General features: G+C 67.1%; 15 protein-coding genes and 2 tRNA genes. 6 read left to right on the top strand and 11 right to left on the bottom strand.

The window, feature by feature from the left end; translation table 11 throughout:
* Window positions 1-632: 632 nt before the first annotated feature.
* The 4 genes from mobA to ADBZ9K_RS08070 form a co-directional block, all read right to left on the bottom strand.
* Window positions 633-1,211: a molybdenum cofactor guanylyltransferase gene (gene mobA / locus ADBZ9K_RS08055; protein ID WP_526619560.1), complete on the bottom strand. Its 579-nt coding sequence runs from the start codon at window positions 1,209-1,211 to the stop codon at window positions 633-635.
* Between the two features lie 18 nt (window positions 1,212-1,229).
* Window positions 1,230-2,306 (bottom strand): thiamine pyrophosphate-dependent enzyme, encoded by a 1,077-nt coding sequence (locus ADBZ9K_RS08060; RefSeq protein WP_526619561.1) that lies wholly within the window; start codon window positions 2,304-2,306, stop codon window positions 1,230-1,232.
* Window positions 2,303-4,246, bottom strand: a complete 1,944-nt coding sequence (locus ADBZ9K_RS08065; RefSeq protein ID WP_526619562.1) for a 2-oxoacid:acceptor oxidoreductase subunit alpha — start codon at window positions 4,244-4,246, stop codon at window positions 2,303-2,305. The genes ADBZ9K_RS08060 and ADBZ9K_RS08065 overlap by 4 nt, the downstream gene beginning before the upstream one ends.
* Before the next feature lie 285 nt (window positions 4,247-4,531).
* A complete protein-coding gene (locus ADBZ9K_RS08070) occupies window positions 4,532-5,344 on the bottom strand; it encodes a PfkB family carbohydrate kinase (RefSeq protein WP_526620825.1) in 813 nt (270 codons plus the stop codon).
* Window positions 5,345-5,527: 183 nt separating this feature from the next.
* Here ADBZ9K_RS08070 and ADBZ9K_RS08075 point away from each other — a divergent pair, with 183 nt between their 5' ends.
* Both ADBZ9K_RS08075 and ADBZ9K_RS08080 read left to right on the top strand, forming a co-directional pair.
* Window positions 5,528-6,034: a nitroreductase family deazaflavin-dependent oxidoreductase gene (locus tag ADBZ9K_RS08075; protein WP_526619563.1), complete on the top strand. Its 507-nt coding sequence runs from the start codon at window positions 5,528-5,530 to the stop codon at window positions 6,032-6,034.
* A gap of 130 nt (window positions 6,035-6,164) precedes the next feature.
* The gene (locus ADBZ9K_RS08080; RefSeq protein ID WP_526619564.1) at window positions 6,165-6,932 is read left to right on the top strand and encodes an SDR family oxidoreductase; all 768 of its coding nucleotides are present in this window, start codon (window positions 6,165-6,167) and stop codon (window positions 6,930-6,932) included.
* Between the two features lie 13 nt (window positions 6,933-6,945).
* On the opposite strand, the gene ADBZ9K_RS08085 is transcribed toward ADBZ9K_RS08080, so the two are convergent.
* Window positions 6,946-9,120: a glutamine synthetase III family protein gene (locus ADBZ9K_RS08085; RefSeq protein ID WP_526619565.1), complete on the bottom strand. Its 2,175-nt coding sequence runs from the start codon at window positions 9,118-9,120 to the stop codon at window positions 6,946-6,948.
* Between the two features lie 222 nt (window positions 9,121-9,342).
* Here ADBZ9K_RS08085 and ADBZ9K_RS08090 point away from each other — a divergent pair, with 222 nt between their 5' ends.
* The 3 genes from ADBZ9K_RS08090 to ADBZ9K_RS08100 all read left to right on the top strand — a co-directional run bounded on the left by ADBZ9K_RS08090 (window position 9,343) and on the right by ADBZ9K_RS08100 (window position 13,297).
* Window positions 9,343-11,709, top strand: a complete 2,367-nt coding sequence (locus ADBZ9K_RS08090) for an FdhF/YdeP family oxidoreductase (RefSeq protein WP_526619566.1) — start codon at window positions 9,343-9,345, stop codon at window positions 11,707-11,709.
* Window positions 11,697-12,521 carry a formate dehydrogenase accessory sulfurtransferase FdhD gene (gene fdhD / locus ADBZ9K_RS08095; RefSeq protein ID WP_526619567.1) on the top strand — a complete coding sequence of 275 codons (825 nt, stop codon included), beginning with the start codon at window positions 11,697-11,699 and terminating at the stop codon, window positions 12,519-12,521. Before ADBZ9K_RS08090 ends, fdhD begins: the two co-directional genes overlap by 13 nt.
* Window positions 12,522-12,640: 119 nt before the next feature.
* A complete protein-coding gene (locus ADBZ9K_RS08100; protein ID WP_526619568.1) occupies window positions 12,641-13,297 on the top strand; it encodes a C39 family peptidase in 657 nt (218 codons plus the stop codon).
* A gap of 26 nt (window positions 13,298-13,323) precedes the next feature.
* Here the strand turns inward: ADBZ9K_RS08100 and clpX are convergent, their stop codons facing one another.
* The 5 genes from clpX to ADBZ9K_RS08125 form a co-directional block, all read right to left on the bottom strand.
* Complete coding sequence (clpX, locus tag ADBZ9K_RS08105) at window positions 13,324-14,604, bottom strand: ATP-dependent Clp protease ATP-binding subunit ClpX (RefSeq protein ID WP_526619569.1); 1,281 nt, start codon at window positions 14,602-14,604, stop codon at window positions 13,324-13,326.
* A gap of 309 nt (window positions 14,605-14,913) precedes the next feature.
* Window positions 14,914-15,576 (bottom strand): ClpP family protease, encoded by a 663-nt coding sequence (locus ADBZ9K_RS08110; RefSeq protein ID WP_526619570.1) that lies wholly within the window; start codon window positions 15,574-15,576, stop codon window positions 14,914-14,916.
* A complete protein-coding gene (locus ADBZ9K_RS08115) occupies window positions 15,569-16,156 on the bottom strand; it encodes a ClpP family protease (RefSeq protein ID WP_526620827.1) in 588 nt (195 codons plus the stop codon). Before ADBZ9K_RS08115 ends, ADBZ9K_RS08110 begins: the two co-directional genes overlap by 8 nt.
* Window positions 16,157-16,262: 106 nt before the next feature.
* Window positions 16,263-17,723, bottom strand: a complete 1,461-nt coding sequence (gene tig, locus ADBZ9K_RS08120) for a trigger factor (RefSeq protein WP_526619571.1) — start codon at window positions 17,721-17,723, stop codon at window positions 16,263-16,265.
* 61 nt (window positions 17,724-17,784) lie between these two features.
* A tRNA-Pro gene (locus ADBZ9K_RS08125) sits at window positions 17,785-17,858 on the bottom strand.
* Between the two features lie 136 nt (window positions 17,859-17,994).
* Here ADBZ9K_RS08125 and ADBZ9K_RS08130 point away from each other — a divergent pair.
* Window positions 17,995-18,065 (top strand) — tRNA-Gly (locus tag ADBZ9K_RS08130).
* A gap of 131 nt (window positions 18,066-18,196) precedes the next feature.
* Here ADBZ9K_RS08130 and ADBZ9K_RS08135 read toward each other — a convergent pair.
* Window positions 18,197-19,612 carry a hypothetical protein gene (locus ADBZ9K_RS08135; protein ID WP_526619572.1) on the bottom strand — a complete coding sequence of 472 codons (1,416 nt, stop codon included), beginning with the start codon at window positions 19,610-19,612 and terminating at the stop codon, window positions 18,197-18,199.
* Window positions 19,613-19,711: the final 99 nt, after the last annotated feature.

A 19,711-nucleotide genomic window follows, 5' to 3' on the forward strand; every position in this document is an offset into this window, starting at 1 on the left:
TATGAGTTGTCTGTGCAGGTCAGCAGCACGATTCCTGGCCTGCGCCGACATTGACGTGGGCGTCGATTTAGTGAGCCAAATCACGCACAATTTGTGATCTGGCCCACACCGATCTTGATAACGCAAGACGTCGATTCGGCGAACGCGGGGAAACACGGTCGCCGCAGCAGGCTTTCGGCGCCCCGTTCGAGGATCGACGGGCGATTTTCTTTAGCTGGCGCCGACAACTCAGGCGACGATCGGCCAAGTTCGAATACCTTGCCGCAGAACACTTTTCATCCCGAATCGGGCGGCCGCCCCGGCCGAGGTTCCATCGCGCGCGCCACCCAGGGCGCCATGGCCCTGACCGGAAACCGTGCCGGCCAGCGGCTTTGGCGGCCACCGCCGCGCATCGTCGCGGCCCCGCGCCGCCACCCGCGGGCGGGAACGGGACGGACCCGCCCGGGCATCCACCGTCATACAGGTAATTACCGCGCCGTCACAGCCCGAGATCAGCCCATCGAGAACGCTGGCGGCGAAAAGCCTTATGCCTCAAAGCATCTAGCGACGCCCGAAACCGCGGCGGCACCGCGTGAGGCTATTCGGTAAATAGAATTCAGTCGGCTCGCGACGAATTGCGATAATGATGCGAATTATCCGACTATTTGCTGTTGGAGATCGGCGGGGGAATTGACATTGGCCAGAGCGTGGCTGGCCGGGATCACGACGCGCTGGGTGACGACGGTGTCGGCCAGTGCCCGCATACTGCGTTCCCCCGCGGCGACCAGCCCGTCGATGTGCTCGGCCAGATCGGTGCGGTAGACGCCGGCCAGATAGTGGTCGCGCCCATCCCACGGCAACACGATGTCGACACCGTCGTAGCCGGCCAGTTCGTCGATGAGGTCGACCGACAGGAACGGCATGTCGACCGCGCTGACGAACGCGCGCTGCCGGCCGGCCTGCGCCGCGGCGCGAAGCCCTCGGCCGGTCGCCAGCAGTGGTCCGAGCCCGCGCACCTCGTCGCGTAGGACCTCGGCCGCCAACTCCGGCAGCGGCTGCCCCGGGGCGGCGATCACGAACACCGGCGCGCAGCGGGAACCCAGAACCGAGACGGTGCGCTCGACCATCGTCGTCGCCGCCTGGGGATGCGGCAGGGTGGCCTTGTCCCTACCCATCCGACGCGACGCCCCACCAGCCAACACGACGGCGGCCAGCGGGGCGGGCGTAACCATAGGTGCGTCTAGGCCCGGCTAGTCAACGGTCCAGGTGTCGCGGCCACGCAGCAGGGACTGCAGCGCGTGCCGGTCGTGCGGCGTGGCTTCGCGCGCCAGGCGGACCTGGTCGCGGGCGGCATCGTCGTACGTCGGTCGGGAGACCTGGCGGAAGACACCCATGACGGTGTGCTCGAGGTTCTGGTCGGACAACCGCGATAGCGCGAAGGCGTAGGCGGAGTCCTCGATGGTGGCGTCGTGCACGACGATCTCGCTGGCCGCGACGTCGGCGGTCTTGGCGACGTCCAGCCCGAAACCGGTCTTGACCACGCAGTATTCGCCGCTGGCACCGAAGGTCACCGGCTCACCCTGACGGACGTTGATGATCCGCTCCTCGGCGCCTTCCTTGCGCAGCACGTCGAAGGAGCCGTCGTTGAAGATCGGGCAGTCCTGCATGATTTCGACCAGCGCCGCGCCCCGATGCTCGGCGGCCGCCCGCAGCACCTCCGAGAGGCCCTTGCGGTCGGAGTCCAGCGCCCGGCCGACGAAGGTCGCCTCCGCGCCCAACGCCAGCGAAACCGGGTTGAACGGGTAGTCCAGCGATCCCATCGGGGTGGACTTGGTGATCTTGCCAACCTCGGAGGTCGGCGAGTACTGCCCCTTGGTCAGGCCGTAGATCCGGTTGTTGAACAGCAGGATCGTGATGTTGACGTTGCGGCGCAGCGCGTGAATCAGGTGGTTACCACCGATCGACAGGGCGTCGCCGTCACCGGTGACCACCCACACCGACAGATCCGGGCGGGCCAGCGCCAGGCCGGTGGCGATGGTCGGCGCGCGACCGTGGATCGAGTGGAAACCGTAGGTCTCCAGGTAGTACGGGAACCGGCTCGAGCAGCCGATGCCGCTGACGAACGCGATGTTCTCCCGGCGCAGACCCAGCTCGGGCAGGAAGTTGCGGATCGTGTTGAGGATGACGTAGTCACCGCAACCCGGGCACCAGCGCACCTCCTGGTCGCTGGTGAAGTCCTTGGCTTTCTGCGGCTCGTCGGTGGTCGGCACCCAGGCCGTCTTCGACACCCCTGCTGCCAGCAGATCCGAGCCGATCAGGTCAGTCATCCGTTCACTCCTGCGCCAACTGTGTCAGTGCTTACGGTAGCGGCCGCAAGCCTGGCGAATTTCGCTTTGTCGCTTTCCTTTTCGGCCAGCGTCCCGTCCAGCGCGGCATCGATGATGCCCTCCAACTCATCGGCCAGGAACGCCATGCCCTCCACCTTCGTGACCGACTGCACGTCAACCAGGTATGTGCCGCGAAGCAGCAGCGCCAGCTGACCGAGGTTCATCTCCGGGACGACCACCTTGGGGTACTTGCGCAGCACCTCGCCCAGGTTGGCCGGCATGGGATTGAGGTGGCGCAGGTGAGCTTGGGCGACCTTGATCCCGCGACGACGGGCCCGGCGGCAGGCTTCACCGATCGGACCGAACGAACTTCCCCAGCCCAGGATCAGCAACTCGGCGTCCCCGGTCGGGTCATCGACGGTGATGTCGGGCACCTTGACCCCGGCGACCTTGGCCTGTCGCAGCCGCACCATGAGGTCATGGTTGGCCGGCTCGTAGGAGATCGCGCCGGAGCCGTTGGCCGACTCCAGGCCGCCGATCCGGTGCTCCAGCCCGGGGGTGCCGGGAACCGCGAACTGGCGGGCCAGCGTCTCCGGGTCACGGGCATAGGGCTGGAAATCCTCGCCGGCCGCGGCGAAGTTGGGCTCGATCGCCTCGAAGGAATCGATATCCGGGATCCGCCACGGCTCGGAGCCGTTGGCGATCGCACCGTCGGACAGCAGAATGACCGGTGTCCGGTAGGTCAGGGCAATGCGGGCGGCTTCGATGGCCACCTCGAAGCAGTCCGAGGGGGTGCTGGCGGCCAGCACGACCACCGGCGACTCGCCGTTGCGGCCGAACATCACCTGCAGCAGGTCGGCCTGCTCGGTCTTGGTGGGCAGGCCGGTGGACGGGCCGCCGCGCTGCACGTCGATCACCAGCAGCGGCAGCTCGGCCATCATGGCCAGGCCGATGGCCTCGGACTTCAGCGAGATGCCGGGCCCCGACGTGCTGGTCACGCCCAAGGCACCGCCGTAGGAGGCGCCGATCGCAGCGCCCACACCGGCGATCTCGTCCTCGGCCTGGAAGGTGAGGATGTTGAAGTTCTTGTGCTTGGACAGCTCGTGCAGGATGTCCGACGCCGGCGTGATCGGGTAGGTACCGAGCACCACCTGGATATCGGCGAGCTGACCGGCGGCGATAACGCCGTAGGCCAGCGCGGTGTTGCCCGAGATCTGCCGGTACTCACCGGGAGCCAGCTTGGCCGGGCTGATCTCGTAGGTCGTGCCGAACGCCTCGGTGGTCTCGCCGTAGTTCCAGCCGGCCTTGAGCGCCAGAACGTTCGCCTCGGCGACGTCAGGCTTGCGGGCGAACTTCTCGCGGATGAATGTCTCGCTGGTCTCGACGGGCCGGCCGTACATCCAGGACAGCAGGCCGAGCGCGAACATGTTCTTGGCGCGCTGGCCGTCCTTCTTGGACGCGCCGATCTCCTCGACAGCGCCGAGGGTCAGCGTGGTCATGGCGACGGCCTGCACGACGTAGTCCGACAGGCTGTCGTCTTCCAGCGGATTGCTCTCGTAGCCCACCTTGGCAAGGTTGCGCTTGGTGAACTCGTCGGAGTTGGCGATGACCAGACCCCCGCGCGGCAGGTCGCCGATGTTGGCTTTCAGCGCCGCCGGGTTCATGGCCACCAGCACGTCGGGACGGTCACCGGCGGTGAGGATGTCGTAGTCGGCGATCTGGATCTGGAACGACGAGACGCCGGGCAGCGTGCCCTGTGGAGCACGGATCTCGGCGGGGTAATTCGGTTGCGTCGCAAGGTCGTTGCCGAAGAGAGCGGCCTCGGAGGTGAACCGGTCGCCGGTGAGCTGCATGCCGTCACCGGAGTCGCCGGCGAACCGGATGACGACCTTTTCCAGTTTTTGCCGGTTCCCCGCAGCTCCGTTGCCGTTCGGACCCACGTGCCCGCCTTTCGTCCTGTGCCCCGGGAGGCGAATTCCACGTCGCAGTCGGAAGGGCGCGCCAACGGAATCGACAGCCCCGGAGTTGCTGTCACTCGCAGTACCGATTATTACACTTTCTTAGGCAAGCTATACCGCTGCCCCGGTTTGACACGCCGCCCAAGATCCGCTGAACCCACAGCTCACGCGCATGATCGACAACGGGATGAGACAGAAGTGTGTCGTTCGTCACTCGCCGAGAATCCCGTTCTCTAAGATTTACGGTTACTCGGGAGTAAGCCAGAGTCAGGGTCGGGCTGGGAACCGCTTCTCGAGTTCGGTGGCAACGAGCTCGCTGGCGTCCTTGGCGGCCGCGCGCGGGTCGGCGCCCGCCGCTCTATTGGCCACGTAACAGGTGGTGAACATGTCCCCCGCCCCGGTGGTCTGCACGCCCTCGACCCGCCAGGCGGCCGGAACCCGGACGCACGAGTCGCCGGTATAGATGTCGCACCCCTCGGACCCGTAGGTCACCAGGATCTCCGGGACCCCGAGTCGAGCCGCGGTTTCTTCGTCGAACCGGCCGTCGGCGACGATGACCGCCTCGTCCTCGGCGAGCTTGAGGATGTCGATGTGGCGCAGCAGCTCGGCCGGATAGTGCCGATCCACGACCAGGGGGCCCAGCTGGTCGGCGCGCACCAGGCCCTGCCCGTCGTAGGCGACGCGATGGCCGCGATCGGCCAGCAGCGCCAGGGTGGACGCCGGGAAGTCGGTGCGCAGCAGCGGTGCCAGATGCACCCATGTGGTGGCCGGGTCGGCGGATCCGATCTCGGCGGGGCCCCACACCGGGCCGATCGCCTCGACGGACATCCGGCGGTGGTCGACGTCTTCGTAGTCGAGCCGGAACGAACTCGTCCGTTCGGCGGGCAGAATCTGGATCATCGAGCCGAACCGCTCGAGCAACGGGTTGAACAGCGGCCGGTCAACGGCGGCGGCCAGGGCCGCGATGCCGCCGCGAACACCCGCGGCCTCCAGAGCGACCCCGGCGAAGGACGCACAGCCGCCGGGGGTCTTGGGTCCGCCGTTGATGACGTCGATGGCCAGGTTGCCCAGCACAGTCACGCCCGGGACGAGCTCGCGCTGCGCAGGCACCGGTTGATCTCCTCATCACCGTCGGCGCATCCATCGTCGCCGTCGGCGCGAGATGCTAGTCGCGAATTGACCGAATCAACGACTCGTCGTGCTCACCCGGGCAGGTTATCGAGACGGGCATTCCGCCGCCTCGGGGTCGGGCACCATGGCAGGGTGCCGCACTCCTTCCCCGATGCCCACTGGGGCAACGAAGCCATCTCACCGCTGTTCAAGCCGTTCCTTGCGGTCGCGTCCTCGCCGCTGGGCTCGCGGGTGATCAGGCTGCTGGTGCCACTCGACCGTCGCGTGCTGAAGGCCACCGGCGGGAAATACACCCTGTTCGGCCCAACCTCGCTACCCGAGCTGCTGCTGACCACGACAGGCCGCAAGTCAGGCCAGCCGCGGCTGGCGGCGTTGAGCTACCTGCGGGACGGCGACCGGTTACTCGTGCTCGGCAGCAACTTCGGCCAGCAGCACCACCCGGGATGGACGGCGAACCTGTTAGCCAACCCCGAGGCCGTCGTGGCGATCAACGGAGTCGAGGTACCGGTGATTGCCGTCCCGCTGACCGGGCCCGAGCGGGACCGGGGACTGCAGCGCTTCCTGAACTATCCGATGTACCAGTCCTATCGGACCCGCACCGACCGGGAACTGCGATTGTTCGCGTTGACGCCCCGCTAGTTCCTGCGAGACCCGACGCCCACGAAGTGCCGCGGCCATGACGGAGCGCGTCGAAAAACTCCGCCCGCGCGGGTAACACCTGCCGCGTGTCCCGCGTTGTTGGTCCCGGAAGCCAACATGGGGAGCAGACATGGCAGCAGCGCGCGGCATCACACTCAACGGAACCATCGCACTGGTCACCGGGGCCAACCGTGGCCTGGGACGGGCATTCACGCAGGCACTGCTGGACCGCGGCGCCACCAAGGTCTATGCCGCCGCGCGCGACCCCCGCAGCGTCGCGTTCGACGATCCGCGAGTGGTCCCCATCGCCCTCGACATCACCGACGAGGACGCCGTGCGCGCCGCGGCGCAGGCGTGCCCGGACGTGTCGGTCCTGATCAACAATGCCGGCGCCATGCTGCAGTCACCATTTCTGAGCGCCGAGAACCCCGGCGCTGCCCGGATCGAGATGGAGACGAACTACTTCGGCACGCTGGCGATGGCGCGGGCATTCGCCCCAGTGCTGGCCGCGCACCCCAACGGCAGCGCGCTGGTGAACATGCTCTCGGTGGTGAGCTTCTTCGCCTCGCCGTTCAACGCGTCCTACTGCGCCTCCAAGTCGGCCCAGTGGGCGCTGACCAATGCCCTGCGCATCGAATTGCACGGCCAGGGCACGCATGTGGTCGGCGTCCACGCCGGCTACATCGACACCGACATGGCCGCGGTGATCAGCACCCCGAAGATCGCACCCGAAGACGTGGCCGCCCAGACCATGGACGCCATCGAACGCGGAGCGCCCGAGGTACTTGCCGACGAGCGCACGCGTGCGGCGAAGAACGCGGTGCCCAACGACCAGACCACGGTGTACCCCGACATCCAGAAGCGCTGGGATGCCGGGGCCAACCCGTGGCGAGGTTGAGCGGTCCGAACCGTCAGAGGATGTAGAGCATCTCCTGGTAGGTCGGCAACGGCCAGAGGTCGTCGGCCACAATGCCTTCCAGGCCGTCGGCCGCCGCCCGCACCGCGTCCATCAACGGCAACAGACTCTTGGCGTGCGCAGCTTCCTCGGCAGCGGATTCGCCGCCGTGCGCGGCCAGCCCTTCCTTGAGGGCCGCCAACGCCGCGGTCAGCTCCGAGATCGGCGCCGAAACTGCGTGCAGCAGAGTCGTATCGGGCTCGATTCCGGCCGCCTTGAGGGTGGCGACGTTCTGCGCCAGCTCGGTCTGGTAGCGGATGGCGGCGGGCAGAACCACCGTCGACCCGATCTCCAGCGTCAGCTTGGCCTCGACACCGACCGTCAGAGCGTAGGTCTCGTAGCGGACCTCGACCCGGCTGTGCAGCTCGCGCGCGTTGAACACGCCGTACTTCTCGAACACCTCGATGGCTTCCGGGGTGACGAGCTGCGGGATGGCATCCAGCGTGGTCTTGAGATTCGGCAGACCACGCTCGGCCGCCTCGATCTGCCAATTCTCCGAGTAGCCGTCGCCGTTGAACACAACCGCACCGTGCTCGGTGATGATCTCGGTGAGCAGCTTCTGCACCGCCGACTCGAAGGCCTCCCCACCTTCGACTGCCGTCTCCAGCGCCGTGGCCATGTAGTCCAGCGAGTCGGCCATGATCGTGTTGAGAATGATCATCGGCACGTTGATGGTCTGGCCCGAGCCCGGGGCACGGAACTCGAAGCGGTTGCCGGTGAAGGCGAACGGGCTGGTGCGGTTGCGGTCACCCGGGTCGGTCGGCAACTCGGGAAGGGTGTCGACACCGATGATCATCGAGCCCTTGCCCTTGGACGACGTCGCCGCGCCCTTGGCGATCTGCTCGAACACGTCGGCCAGCTGATCGCCGAGGAAGATCGAGATGATCGCCGGCGGAGCCTCGTTGGCGCCGAGCCGGTGGTCGTTGGTGGCCGAGGCCACCGACACCCGCAGCAGACCCGCGAACTTGTGCACGGCGCGGATCACCGCCGCGCAGAACACCAGGAACTGGGCGTTCTCATGCGGGGTGTCACCGGGCACCAGCAGGCTGCCGAACTGTGCGTTGCCCATCGAGAAGTTGACGTGCTTGCCCGATCCGTTGACACCGGCGAACGGCTTCTCGTGGAACAGGCACTCCATCCCGTGCTTCTTGGCGATCGTCTTGAACGTCGTCATCAGCAGCTGCTGATGGTCGGCGGCGATATTGGCCCGCTCGAACATCGGGGCGATCTCGAACTGGCCGGGTGCGACCTCGTTGTGGCGGGTCTTGGCCGGGATACCGAGCTTGAACAGCTCACGCTCGGTGTCCATCATGAAGGCCAGCACCCGGTCCGGGATGGCGCCGAAGTAGTGGTCGTCGAACTCCTGGCCCTTGGGCGGCTTGGCGCCGAAGAGCGTGCGGCCCGCGTTGATCAGATCGGGGCGGGCGAGGAAGAAGTGCCGGTCGACCAGGAAGTACTCCTGCTCAGGACCGCAGAACGACACGATGTGATCGAAATCCTTGTGGCCGAACAGCTTCAGGATGCGCTCGGCTTGCGCGCCCATCGCTTGCTGGCTGCGCAGCAGCGGCGTCTTGTAGTCCAGCGCCTCACCGGTCATCGACACGAAGACGGTGGGGATGCACAGCGTGTTGCCGTTCGGGTTCTCCAGGATGTAGGCCGGGCTGGTGACGTCCCAGCCGGTGTAGCCGCGGGCCTCGAACGTGCTGCGCAGCCCACCGGAGGGGAAGCTGGAGGCATCGGGCTCGCCCTGGATCAGGGTCTTGCCGGCGAACTCGGCCAGCGTCTGGCCGTCGGAGACCGGCTCCAGGAAGCTGTCGTGCTTCTCGGCGGTCAGGCCGGTCATCGGGTAGAACACGTGCGCGTAGTGGGTGGCCCCCTTGGACAGCGCCCAGTCCTTCATCACCGAGGCGACGGAGTCGGCCACCGACGGGTCGAGCTTGGCACCCTTCTCAATGCTCGCGGCGACGGACTTGTACACCGACTTGGGCAGCCGCAGCCGCATCTCGGCGAGCGTGAAGACGTTCGACCCGAAGATCTCCCCCGGCTCTTCGCTCGGGTCAAAGCTGATCGCCGGGGGCTCGTAAGCCTCGACGTTGTTGATCGCCTGAAGGCGCACCGCGTTTCCGCTCAACTGTTTTTCCTCTACACCCAAGACACCCGCGTCTGCTTCGCGGACGTGTGACCGGCCCACAGTAGGTACCTTCGATGCCGAACTTGTTACGCCCGCGTCACCGACAGAATGCGGCTGATCGGGAACAACGTCACAACGGCGCTGCCGGGGCAAACGACGCCGCGCCCGCACCGGTCGACGCAAGTAGTGCTGAACGTCCGCTCAGGCCTAGATTTGAAGGTTATGAGCAGCGACCGCGATTTCCCCGCCGACTACGACGAGCACGCCGTCCAGGTGGGGGCTGCCAAGAGCGAGGCGGCCGGGGTCCCGGCGGTGCTGGTGGCGTTGCGACGCGGGATGGCCGAGATGGGCGCGGTACGCACCGTGGAAGCGCTCTCGCGGCTGAATCAGCGCCACGGATTCGACTGCCCGGGCTGCGCCTGGCCGGAGGAGCACGGCGGGCGCAAGCTGGCCGAGTTCTGCGAGAACGGGGCCAAGGCGGTCGCCGAGGAGGCCACCAAACGCCGGGTGACCCCCGATTTCTTCGCCCGCCATTCGGTGGCCGAGCTGGCCGACAAGCCGGAGTACTGGCTGTCCCAGCAGGGCCGGCTGACTCATCCGATGGTGTTGCGGCCCGGTGACCAGCACTACCGGCCGATAAGTTGGGACGGCGAAGACGGCGCCTTCGCGATCATCGCCGAGCACCTGGGCGCCCTGAGTTCCCCGGACGAGGCGGTGTTCTACACCTCGGGACGCACCAGCAACGAGGCGGCGTTCCTCTACCAGTTGCTGGTCCGCAGCTTCGGCACCAACAACCTGCCGGACTGTTCCAACATGTGCCACGAGTCGTCGGGCACCGCGTTGATGGAGTCGATCGGCATCGGCAAGGGATCGGTGACCGTCGAGGACATCGAGCATGCCGACCTCATCGTCATCGCCGGCCAGAACCCCGGAACCAACCATCCGCGGATGCTCTCGGTCCTGGAGAAGGCCAAGGCCAATGGCGCGAAGATCATCGCCGTCAACCCGCTGCCCGAGGCCGGCCTGATCCGGTTCAAGGATCCGCAGAAGGTCAACGGCGTCGTCGGGCACGGGGTGCCGATCGCCGACGAATTCGTGCAGATCCGCATCGGCGGTGACCTGGCGCTGTTCAAGGGGCTGGGCCGGCTGCTGGTGGAGGCCGACGACCGCGCCCCCGGCACGGTGATCGACCGCGAATTCGTCGCCGCGCACTGCCACGGGTTCGACGAGTACATCGCCGAAGCGCGCACGGTCGACGTGGACACGGTCACCGAGGCGACCGGCATCGCGCCGGCACAGCTCAACCGGGTCGCGGGCATGCTGGCGGCCTCTCAGCGCACGATCGTGTGCTGGGCCATGGGCATCACTCAGCACACGCACTCGGTGGCCACCATCGCCGAACTCACCAACCTGCTGCTGCTGCGCGGGATGATCGGCAAGCCCGGCGCGGGGGTGTGCCCGGTGCGCGGACACTCCAACGTGCAGGGCGACCGGACGATGGGAATCTGGGAGAAGGTCCCCGAGGCCTTCCTGGCCGCACTGGATGCCCGGTTCGGCATCGTGAGTCCCCGCAAGCACGGCTTCGACACGGTCAACGCGATCCGGGCGATGCGCGACGGGCAGGCGTCGGTGTTCATCGGCATGGGCGGCAACTTCGCCTCGGCGACACCGGACACCGCGGTCACCGAGGCCGCCCTGAGGTCATGCGCACTGACGGTGCAGGTCTCGACCAAACTCAACCGCAGTCACCTGGTGCACGGGCAGACGGCGCTGATCCTGCCCACCCTGGGGCGCACCGACCGCGACGTGGTGGGCGGGCGCAAACAGGTTGTTTCCGTTGAGGATTCGATGTCCATGGTGCACCTGTCGCGGGGTAGCCTCACCCCGCCCAGTGCCGAGGTCCGCAGCGAGGTGGCCATCATCTGCCAGCTGGCGCGCCGGGCGCTCGGTCCCGCGCACCCGGTGCCGTGGGAAAGCTTCGCCGCAGACTACGACACCATCCGCGACGCGATCGCCGCCGTCGTGCCCGGTTGCGCCGACTACAACGCCCGGGTGCGCCAGCCCGACGGCTTCCAACTGCCGCACCCGCCCCGGGATTCCCGCGAATTCCACACCGTGACCGGCAAGGCCAACTTCGCGGTCAACCCGATGCACTGGGTGCCGGTGCCGCCGGGACGGCTCGTGCTGCAGACCCTGCGCAGCCACGACCAGTACAACACCACCATCTACGGCCTCGACGACCGCTACCGCGGGGTCAAAGGCGGCCGCCGCGTCATCTTCGTCAACCCGGCCGATATCGATGCGCTCGGGCTGAGCGCGGGCTGCCGGGTGGATCTGGTCTCCGAGTTCGCCGACCACCGGGGCGATCTGCAGGAGCGCCGCGCCAAGGATTTCCTCGTCGTGCCCTACTCCACCCCGGTGGGCAATGCCGCCGCCTACTACCCCGAGACCAACCCGCTGGTGCCGTTGGATCACGTGGCAGCCAAGTCCAACACCCCGGTGTCCAAGGCAGTGGTGATCCGGCTGGAACCCGGGGGCCACGAGCCAGGCCAGCAGGACCCGGGAAGCAGCGCGGCATGGGGCGGGTGACGGCCCGGCGTCGGGCCAGTCACGTCGCCGACGGCAACGCCACCGAGCGGGCCGAAACCCTCGTTGTCGAGGAACCGCTGGAGATCCGGGTCAACGGTTCGCCGCTGACCGTCACGATGCGTACCCCGGGCTCCGACGTCGAACTGGCGCAGGGCTTTCTGCTCACCGAGGGCGTCATCGCCGACCGCGATGACGTGCTCACCGTGCGCTACTGCCGAGGCGCCGGCGAGGACGGCGCCAATACCTACAACGTGCTCGACGTGACGCTGCGGCCCGGCGTCCCGATGCCCGATGTGGACGTCACCCGCAACTTCTACACCACCTCATCCTGCGGGGTGTGCGGCAAAGCCTCCATCGACGCGGTCCGGCTGATCAGCCGGCACCCACCCGGCGACGACCCAGCGACCGTCGACGTCGCCACTCTCACCGCCATGCCGGCTCAATTACGGTCCGCACAAAAGGTTTTCGCCAGCACTGGCGGGCTGCACGGCGCGGCGTTGTTCAGCACCGACGGCACGCTGCTGGCCGCGCGCGAGGATATCGGCCGGCACAACGCCGTCGACAAGGTGATCGGGTGGGCACTGGAAACCACTCGCATCCCGCTCGGCGGCACCGTGCTGCTGGTCAGCGGGCGGGCGTCCTTCGAGCTCACCCAGAAAGCCGTGATGGCCGGCGTCCCGATGCTGGCCGCAGTGTCCGCGCCGTCCTCGCTGGCCGTGGACCTGGCCGCCCAGTCGGGGCTGACCCTGGTGGCTTTCCTGCGGGGCGAATCGATGAACGTCTACAGCAGGGCCGATCGCATCGCCGGCTGAGAGGGCTCCCGGACAGCCGCGGTGAAGGCACGGTAATTTGCTGCGCGCGCCGTTACGCTAGTCGCGAGACTCGGCGTTGAGTCTCGGCTATCCGTACCTCCAAAGCCCGAGGAGACGACGTGTTCGCTGACAACACTGACGGTTGGCGCTACGGCGTCCGGTCCACCGCCGCCGCTGTCCTGATCGGCATCGCCGGCCTGGGCCTGGCTGGCGGCGTTGCCTACGCCGAACCTGCCGGCGATCCGGACACGAGCGCAACCTGGTGGGATCAGCAATCCGCCGACGACTGCGTGATGATGTCGGTCGCCGACGTCGTCGGCGAACTGACCGGCAACAAACCCTCCGAAGAGGAGATCATCGCGCTCGCCAAGTCCACCCCAAGTGGATCCGATGGATCCCCGATCTACACCCCCGGGCAGGGCGCTGACGATAAGGACGAGCCGATTCTGTTCGCGCACTACGGGATCCACGCCGTCTTCACCGACGACGCGAGTGTGGCCAGTTCTGGCCTACCCACTGGGTTGCCGGCCCTGGAGCAGAATCTCGCCGCCGGCAACGGTGTGACCGTCGCGGTCAACTCCGAGACTATCTGGGATCAGGACGGTGACCGGACCGGCGGTGACCACGTCGTCGTCGTCACCGGCGTCGACAAGGACGCCGGCATCGTCCACCTCAACGACAGCGGTTCAGACGAAGGCGCCGACGAACAGGTGACCATAGACACCTTCGAAAAAGCGTGGGCGACGACCGGCCACGCGATGGTGGTCGCCTACTAGAACAGACGCAGGCTCAGCGAGAAGCCCTACGCGGACTTGTCGCGGCGCTCGGGGCGAGCGGGCTTGCGCGGGACGATCGTCGGCAGGACGTTGTCCTGGACCGTCTCCTTGGTCACTACGACCTTGGCGACGTCGTCGCGGCTGGGGATGTCGTACATCACCGGCAGCAGGACTTCTTCCATGATCGCGCGCAGGCCGCGGGCACCGGTGCCGCGGTGGATGGCCTGATCGGCGATGGCGTCCAGCGCGTCGCCGGTGAACTCCAGCTCCACGCCGTCCATCTCGAACAGCCGGGTGTACTGCTTGACCAGGGCGTTCTTCGGCGCGGACAGGATCTGCACCAGCGATTCCTTGTCCAGGTTGGTCACCGAGGCCACCACCGGAAGACGGCCGATGAACTCCGGGATCAGACCGAACTTGATCAGGTCCTCCGGCATCACCTCGGCGAAGTGATCCTGGGTGTCGATCTCGGCCTTCGACTTGACCTCGGCGCCGAAGCCGAGGCCGCGCTTGCCGACCCGGTCGGAGACGATCTTCTCCAGGCCCGCGAACGCACCCGCCACGATGAACAGCACGTTGGTGGTGTCGATCTGGATGAACTCCTGGTGCGGATGCTTGCGGCCACCCTGCGGCGGAACCGAGGCCTGGGTGCCCTCGAGGATCTTCAGCAGCGCCTGCTGCACACCTTCGCCGGAGACGTCGCGGGTGATCGACGGGTTCTCGCTCTTGCGGGCGATCTTGTCGACCTCGTCGATGTAGATGATGCCGGTCTCGGCACGCTTGACGTCATAGTCGGCGGCCTGGATCAGCTTGAGCAGAATGTTCTCGACGTCCTCACCGACATAGCCGGCCTCGGTCAGCGCGGTGGCGTCGGCGATGGCGAAGGGAACGTTGAGCATCTTGGCCAGGGTCTGGGCCAGGTAGGTCTTGCCGCACCCGGTGGGGCCGAGCATCAGGATGTTGGACTTGGCCAGCTCGACCGGCTCGGAGCGGGAGTCGCGGTGCTTCTCGCCGGCCTGGATGCGCTTGTAGTGGTTGTAGACGGCCACCGCCAGCGTCCGCTTGGCCGTGTCCTGGCCGATGACGTAGCTCTCCAGGAACTCTCTGATCTCGGCCGGCTTGGGCAGTTCATCGAGTTTGACGTCGTCGGCGTCGGCCAACTCCTCTTCGATGATCTCGTTGCACAGGTCGATGCACTCGTCGCAGATGTAGACACCGGGGCCCGCGATGAGCTTCTTGACCTGCTTCTGACTCTTCCCGCAGAACGAGCATTTCAGCAGGTCTCCGCCGTCTCCGATGCGCGCCATGGTCGTCGGGTCCTACTTTCCTTCGCCGTCAGTGTTCGATCGTTGCTGGGTGAGTCTGGGTCGGACATCTGGTTCCGACGCTACCCGCTTGCTCTGCCACGGTGCGACAGATAAAGGGGAATCGCGTCGGTGGTATTCGTGCGTGATGGTGAACATATCCCCTGACGCGGCTCTCGTCCCTCTGAGACGCGCCGCTGCACCTGGGCGTGTCGCCGCCGTTATTCAACTGAGAGCGCACCAGGTGCCGCGACGGTGTACGCCCGGACCAGATCGCCGCGATCGCGGCGATCTGGTCCGGGCGACCGACGATCACGCGCTCTGCGCGGAGAGCTTCCGGTAGGCCAGCACGGTGTCGATGATCCCGTACTCCTTGGCCGCCTCGGCGGTGAGGATCTTGTCGCGGTCGGTGTCCTTGCGGATGATCGCGGCGTCCTTGCCGGTGTGGCGGGCCAGCGTCTCTTCCATGAGCGAGCGCATCCGCTCGATCTCGGCGGCCTGGATCTCCAGGTCGGAGAACTGACCCTGGATGACCCCGCCCAGCGACGGCTGGTGGATCAGGATGCGGGCGTTGGGCAGGGCCAGACGCTTGCCGGGCGTACCGGCGGCCAGCAGCACCGCGGCGGCCGAGGCCGCCTGGCCCAGGCACACCGTCTGAATGTCGGCACGCACGTACTGCATGGTGTCGTAGATCGCCATCAGCGAGGTGAACGAGCCACCCGGGGAGTTGATGTACATGGTGATGTCGCGGTCGGGATCCAGCGACTCCAGCACCAGCAACTGGGCCATGATGTCGTTGGCCGAGGCGTCGTCGACCTGCACCCCGAGGAAGATGATGCGTTCCTCGAAGAGCTTGTTGTACGGGTTGGACTCCTTGACACCCCAGCTGGAGTGCTCGACGAAGGACGGCAGGATGTAGCGCGCCTGCGGCGTCAACCGCGGATCCGCCTGGGAAAAGGGCGTTGTATCAGGCATTGGACACTCCATTGACGTGGGCGCGGGTGATGATGTGGTCGACGAAGCCGTACTCCAGCGCCTCCTGGGCGGTGAACCAGCGGTCTCGGTCGGAGTCGGCCTCGATGCGCTCGATCGGCTGGCCGGTGAACTCGGCGTTGAGCCGGAACATCTCCTTCTTGATGAGCGCGAACTGCTCGGCCTGGATAGCGATATCGGCCGCACCGCCGGTGATGCCGCCCAGCGGCTGGTGCATCAGGATGCGGGCGTGCGGCAGGGCGTAGCGCTTGCCCTTGGCGCCGGCGGCGAGCAGGAACTCACCCATCGAAGCCGCCATGCCCATGGCGTAGGTGGCGACGTCGCACGGCGCAAGCACCATGGTGTCGTAGATCGCCATGCCGGCGCTGATGGAGCCGCCGGGCGAGTTGATGTAGAGCGAGATGTCCTTGGTCGGATCCTCGGCCGCCAGCAGCAGGATCTGCGCGCACAGCCGGTTGGCGATGTCGTCATCGACCTGCGAGCCGAGGAAGATGATGCGCTCGGCGAGCAACCGCTCATACACCGAGTCAGAAAGGTTCAGCCCTGGCATGCCCGAACGCATATAAGTCACGACTTGATACCTGCTTTCTACAAGACTGCGTACTACTCGACCCTAACCAACCAGCCGCGCCGCGCACGGTTTAGACAGTGCGCTTTCGCTGTCGGCGTTATTCGGCCTTCTCGGCCTGCTGCTCAGCGGACTCGTCGGCAGACTCGCCGGCTTCCTCACTCGTGTCGTCCTCGTCCTGCCCGGCGGTCTCATCGACCTCGGCGGTCTCATCGACCTCGGCGGTCTCGTCGGCCTCGGCCGGCGAGCCGAAGAACTCGGTGGTGTCGATGACGGTGCCCTCGGTGTCGGTGACGGTGGCCGCCTCGACCACGGCAGCCACGGTCAGCCCGCGGCGCACGTCGGCGAACATCGCCGGCAGCTGGTTGTTCTGCTGCAGGATCTGCAGCAGCTGCGCGGGCTCCAGCCCGTACTGACGGGCCATCAGGACCAACCGCTCGGTGAGGTCGTTCTGGCCGACCTGGATGTCGAGGTCGTCGGCGATGGCGTCCATCAGCAGCTGGGTCTTGACGGCCTTCTCGGCGGCCTCGCGGGTCTCGGCGTCGAACTTCTCCCGCGAGCTGCCCTCGGCCTCGAGCGCCTCGGCGAACTTGTCTTCGTCGTGGTCTAGGCCGTGGATGGCGTTGTGCACGGTCTGGTCGACCTGGGCCTGCACGATCGCCTCGGGCAGCGGCACCTCGGTCTTCTCCAGCAGCAGCTCCAGGGCGTTGTCCCGGATCTGCTCGGCCTGCTGGATGCGCTTGAGCCGCTTGACCTGCTCGGTGAGGTTCTCGCGCAGCTCCGCGATGGTGTCGAACTCGCTTGCCAGCTGCGCGAATTCGTCGTCGGCCTCGGGAAGCTCGCGCTCCTTGATCGACTTGACGGTGACGGTGACCTCGGCCTCTTCACCGGCATGCTCGCCGGCGGCCAGCTTGGTGGTGAACGTCTTCGACTCGCCCTCGGCCAGGCCGACGATGGCGTCGTCGAGACCGTCGATCAGCTGACCGGAGCCGACCTCGTGGGACAGGCCCTCGGTCGCCGCGTCGGGCAGGTCCTCGCCGCCGACGGTGGCCGACAGGTCGATGGAGACGAAGTCGCCCTCCTGGGCGGGCCGCTCGACGCCCTTGAGGGTGCCGAAGCGGGCGCGAAGCGACTCCAGCTCGGCGTCGACCTCGTCGTCGTTGATCTCGATGGGGTCGACGGAGATCGTCAGGGTGCTCAGGTCGGGCAGCTCGATGTCGGGCCGCACGTCGACCTCGGCGGTGAACACCAGCTCCTCGCCGTCCTCGATCTTGGTGACCTCGATCTCGGGCTGGCCCAGCGGGGTCACCTCGGTGGCGGTGACGGCCTCGCTGTAGCGGCTGGGCAGGGCGTCGTTGACGACCTGCTGCAGCACCGCGCCCCGGCCGACCCTGGCCTCCAGCAGCTTGGCCGGGGCCTTGCCGGGACGAAAGCCGGGGAGTCGGACCTGCTTGGCCAGTTCCTTGTATGCGCGGTCGAAATCGGGCTGCAGTTCCGTGAAGGGCACCTCCACGTTGATGCGAACCCGGGTCGGGCTCAACTTCTCGACGGTGCTCTTCACTTCGGTACTCCTCGGGTCAGTCTTCGTACGTAGGGACTTGATAGGGACATGGTCAGGCGTGTCGGGGTGACAGGATTTGAACCTGCGGCCTTCCGCTCCCAAAGCGGATGCGCTACCAAGCTGCGCTACACCCCGGTGCTGTGCATTGCTGCGCCCGCGATCCTACGGGCATGAGCCTGTTCAGCGGCAATCGACCTCGACGACGCGCTTTCAGGTGGGCCGATTGGATTTCATCTGGTCGGCGCCGGTACATTTGGGCTCGCGTAAGCACGCGGGCGTAGCTCAATGGTAGAGCCCTAGTCTTCCAAACTAGCTACGCGGGTTCGATTCCCGTCGCCCGCTCTGCCGACCCGCCGCCGAACACCGTTCGGGGCGGGTCGACGTGTCGCCTCATCAGTCCCACGAGTCCCGATCCTGGCGGGGCTGATGTGTGCCCGCCTCCCAGCGACAACACCTCGGCGCGACACCGTGCCTCACATGCTGCGCTGCCAGGATCGGTGCACCACCCGCCCGACGGTGGCCGGGTCGGGTTCGGGCGCGCTCGTCGAGGCGCCGATGATCTGGTCGTCGTCCAGCGCCAGGGCCCGGCGCAGGTGCATCGCCACGTCGCCGTCGGCATCGGCGTCGGGGTACTTGAAGTACTGGGTCTGCGGCGCACCCGGGCGCAGCCGCTGCGGCCGGTTGCCGCTGACCGTGATGTCGCGGATGCCCGGCCCGAACACCGGGCGCAGCAGCCCGCCGAACCAGTCGCCGCGGATGCTGCCCCGACTGACCGGGAACCAGATGTTGGTCCATCGGGTCACCGCGAACGGCGACAACCCATCCAGGGTGTTCGTGGTGTCCGGCGACGCCGCCGAAAGCGGTGGGCAGCGGACCACGACACCCCGGCGGGCCAGGGTGTCCAACAGCGCGTGGCGCGGGTCGGTGCGGCGCAACCCGGCCACGATCGGCGGCCGCGCCACGAACAGATCCGCCAGCGCCATCGGCGTTCCAACGGTGATGAAGTCCGTTGTCCGCCAGGGGTTTCCCTGCGAGCGTAGGTCTTGCCACAGCTGCAGTTGCGCGGCGCGGAAGGCATCGAGGGCCCCCTGGGGGTCGGGCGCGGACGCCAACGCGTCGGCGGCTGCCTCGAAACACCTCAATGACGTCAGCCCTGGTGCGGTCCGGGCACGCAGTTCGTGCGTCTCGGCCCACAGGGCGCTCAGCGCGTCGTAGGCGATGTACCCGCCGAGGCCGTGGCCCACCACGACGACACGCGCGTAGCGGCCCTGCTGCAGGGTCGACAGCAGGTCGACGAGCCCGCCGCGGATGGCGCGCCGGGCGACATGGGATTCCGGCGCCGGGTCGAAGTAGCGGGCGACGTTGACGAAGCCGGTGGTCAGGAAGCTGCGGGCCAACGCCCGGGGCGCGGTACGAAGGACGGCGAGCGCGACGCTGAGCACCACCACGCTGGTGACCAGCCCGATGATCCATCCGGCGACCCCGGTGTGCAGGAAGTAGCCACCCACGAGCAGCAGGCCCGCCCCCACCGCCACCGGGACCAGCAGTGCCAGCCAGGCCAGCCGCCAGATGCCGAACAGCTGGTCGGGAACGTGGCGCGGCCGGCGCAGGAACACCCGCACGACGGCGGGAAAGAACCCGGCGTAGCGGCTGCTCGTCATGAGAAACGACCAGTCGTACTCGAACAGGTCCGCTTCGACCGAGTCGACGGCGTAGCGGCGCGCCTCGTAGGAGTCGGTGATCTCGATGGGCTCGGGACGGTACTGCCGGTGGCCGTCGCGCGGGGCGAGCACCGTCTTGACGAAGGCGTCGAAGGTGTCCATCGGTCGGCGTTCGAGCAGGCCGTGCACAAAGACCACGGCGGTGCGCACAGCGGTATCGGTGCTCATCGTCCTCCCGACTGAACGTCGTTGACTCTGGGTGTCAGGGACGAAACGTAGCCCCCGATCCGGCTAAGCATGCTCAATCGCCGTACCGGCACCCCTGAA

The sequence above is a fragment of the Mycobacterium sp. genome (genome assembly GCF_965229265.1).
Classification (GTDB): domain Bacteria; phylum Actinomycetota; class Actinomycetes; order Mycobacteriales; family Mycobacteriaceae; genus Mycobacterium.

What these genes read in the sequence shown, in the direction of transcription:
- ADBZ9K_RS08115 (WP_526620827.1), bottom strand. Translation starts at nt 16,156, where the DNA reads ATGCGTTCGGGCATGCCAGGGCTGAACCTTTCTGACTCGGTGTATGAG.
- ADBZ9K_RS08080 (WP_526619564.1), top strand. Translation starts at nt 6,165, where the DNA reads ATGGCAGCAGCGCGCGGCATCACACTCAACGGAACCATCGCACTGGTC.
- ADBZ9K_RS08090 (WP_526619566.1), top strand. Translation starts at nt 9,343, where the DNA reads ATGAGCAGCGACCGCGATTTCCCCGCCGACTACGACGAGCACGCCGTC.
- mobA (WP_526619560.1), bottom strand. Translation starts at nt 1,211, where the DNA reads ATGGTTACGCCCGCCCCGCTGGCCGCCGTCGTGTTGGCTGGTGGGGCG.
- ADBZ9K_RS08060 (WP_526619561.1), bottom strand. Translation starts at nt 2,306, where the DNA reads ATGACTGACCTGATCGGCTCGGATCTGCTGGCAGCAGGGGTGTCGAAG.
- fdhD (WP_526619567.1), top strand. Translation starts at nt 11,697, where the DNA reads ATGGGGCGGGTGACGGCCCGGCGTCGGGCCAGTCACGTCGCCGACGGC.
- clpX (WP_526619569.1), bottom strand. Translation starts at nt 14,604, where the DNA reads ATGGCGCGCATCGGAGACGGCGGAGACCTGCTGAAATGCTCGTTCTGC.
- ADBZ9K_RS08110 (WP_526619570.1), bottom strand. Translation starts at nt 15,576, where the DNA reads ATGCCTGATACAACGCCCTTTTCCCAGGCGGATCCGCGGTTGACGCCG.
- ADBZ9K_RS08135 (WP_526619572.1), bottom strand. Translation starts at nt 19,612, where the DNA reads ATGAGCACCGATACCGCTGTGCGCACCGCCGTGGTCTTTGTGCACGGC.